This window comes from Acinetobacter sp. 18QD2AZ41W (assembly GCF_009829025.1).
Classification (GTDB): Bacteria; Pseudomonadota; Gammaproteobacteria; order Pseudomonadales; family Moraxellaceae; genus Acinetobacter; species Acinetobacter pseudolwoffii.
On sequence record NZ_WURP01000046.1, the window covers coordinates 1 to 2,299 of the forward strand.

2 protein-coding genes, 1 pseudogene and 1 other annotated feature are annotated in these 2,299 nt (G+C 37.6%); all 3 genes and pseudogenes read left to right on the forward strand.

Annotation, left to right across the window (positions count from 1 at the left end; all coding sequences use genetic code 11):
• Positions 1–9: 9 nt before the first annotated feature.
• Positions 10–960: pseudogene (locus tag GVV58_RS15115) on the forward strand (IS3 family transposase); the annotation flags it as partial.
• Positions 16–132 (forward strand) — a sequence feature (AL1L pseudoknot). It overlaps the preceding pseudogene by 117 nt.
• Before the next feature lie 312 nt (positions 961–1,272).
• Positions 1,273–1,521: a phenol hydroxylase subunit gene (locus GVV58_RS15120; protein WP_006581702.1), complete on the forward strand. Its 249-nt coding sequence runs from the start codon at positions 1,273–1,275 to the stop codon at positions 1,519–1,521.
• A gap of 37 nt (positions 1,522–1,558) precedes the next feature.
• The gene (locus GVV58_RS15125) at positions 1,559–2,044 is read left to right on the forward strand and encodes a hypothetical protein (RefSeq protein WP_006581703.1); all 486 of its coding nucleotides are present in this window, start codon (positions 1,559–1,561) and stop codon (positions 2,042–2,044) included.
• The last annotated feature ends 255 nt before the right edge of the window (positions 2,045–2,299 follow it).

Here is a 2,299-nt window from a genome sequence, read left to right on the forward strand (position 1 = left end):
TCTACGTAAAGCAGCCGCTTTTTTCGCCCAGGCGGAGCTCGACCGCCCACACAAATAATGGTGGATTTTATCCATAATAATAAAGAGCTGTACGGAGTCGAGGCGATTTGTAGAATTTTACCGATCGCACCTTCAACCTATTACCGGACTCTAGATCTCTGTGAAAATCCAGAACATCGAGCAAAGCGAGATTTACATGACTTGCATCATGCTGAGGAGATTAAACGAATTTGGAAGGAAAGTTCAGGTCGGTATGGTGTACGTAAAGTCTGGCAAAAACTGAAACGTGAAGGCTATATTATTGCGCGCTGTACTGTTGCTCGATTAATGCAAAAGCTAGGTATAAAAGGTGTTTGGCGTGGTAAGAACAAACAAACCACCCGTAGCCGAGATGATCAAAAACGAGCGGATGACTTGGTAAAACGTAATTTTACTGCTGATCATCCTGACCAACTGTGGGTGAGTGACTTTACGTATATTCAAACAAATTCAGGCTGGGTTTATACTGCATTTATTATTGATGTGTTCTCACGAGCAATTGTTGGATGGAAAGTATCGACACGGATGAATACAGATATGGTGCTCGATGCATTGGAGCAAGCATTGCATGATCGAGGCATGCCAAAGAATGTGATTCATCATTCCGACAGAGGTGTGCAATATCTTTCCATTCGCTATACCAATCGTTTAGAAGCAGCAAATTTACGAGCATCAGTCGGTACGACTGGTGATTCATACGATAATGCTTTGGCTGAAACGGTGAATGGCTTATACAAAACAGAGGTGATTGAATATCTAAAAGCAGATTGGCAAGGTTTAGCGGATGTACAACTTGCGACACTAAATTGGGTAGATTGGTTCAATAAAGAGCGTGTACATAGTGCACTAGGTTATGTATCACCTTTTGATTTTGAAGCAATGTACTATGATAAGATTAACCCGTTAGGTCAGGTGGCCTAACTTAAATAAAAAACTCTCCGACAAACCCGGTACGGTTCAGTTGATTGAATTATAGGGGCTATCAATGCGAGTTGGAAAATCAAAAAAAGAAGCTTTGGCTTCTTTTTTTTTTGATCATCTATAAGTGCTTATACAACTGAGAAAATATAAAACACTTGAGAATTTTCTTAAGTCATACATTGTGACTTAAGAATTTGATAAAGAACATTGTATGAAATAAAAAAGAGAAAATCATAAATATTTGAAAAATAATAATAAATAAAATTGGCATGCAAGTTGCAATAATCTTATGGAGAATATGAGGATTTTGGTATGCAGCAACTCAATGTAGAACAGCCTCCTTGCTTTATTCATGTTACAGGGACTCAGCGTGACAAATATATCGAATTTGAATTTTCGATAGGTGATCCAGAGTTAGCTGTAGAAATGATTATGCCAGTCAAGGCTTTTGAAGAATTCTGCGCACACCATCAAGTACAGCACCTAAGTACGGATGATTTTGCAAAGATTGAATATGACCGCATGAAGTGGCGATTTGGACAGGCCGGTATTAGAGAATAAAAACTCTAGTCTTTATTAAAAAATCAGGAAGATTTATATGCAAATTGATATTAAAACATCTTCAGTTAAGCCTTTAAGAAATACTTATGCTTATATTGAAAAAAGATTTGGTGATAAACCAGCTTCACGTTATCAAGAAGCGACCTACGATATTCAGGAAGAAATTAATTTTCATTACAAACCTTTATGGCAGCCTGAATTTGATCTTTACGATAAGGGCCGTACTGTAATCCAAATGAAAGATTGGTACGTGCTTAAAGATCCTCGTCAATTTTATTATGGGGCTTATACCCAAACTCGAGCTAAACAACAAGAGATTTTAGAAAGTAATTTTACGCTTGTTGAAAAACACGATTTATTAAGAAATATTTCTGAAGAAATTCTAAACAAAGTAACGAAATTACTACTCCCACTTTATTGTAAACAAGACATTTTTATCTTTTATATTCAATGGCTTATTTTCCTGCTAATTGGTAATACCATGAAAAATACCATGCTCAGAAAAGGCTTAACAATATTTTGAAAAATTGCCTACTGAGCGCTGCCGCACAGCTCCATAGGCCGCTTTCCTGGCTTTGCTTCCAGATGTATGCTCTTCTGCTCCTGCAGCTAATGGATCACCGCAAACAGGTTACTCGCCTGGGGATTCCCTTTCGACCCGAGCATCCGTATGAGACTCATGCTCGATTATTATTATTATACTCTGTACACGACAAATTTCACAGAACCCTTATCCTATCAGGATTCTGCTTTCTTAAAATTGCCAAAATTTCCTTAA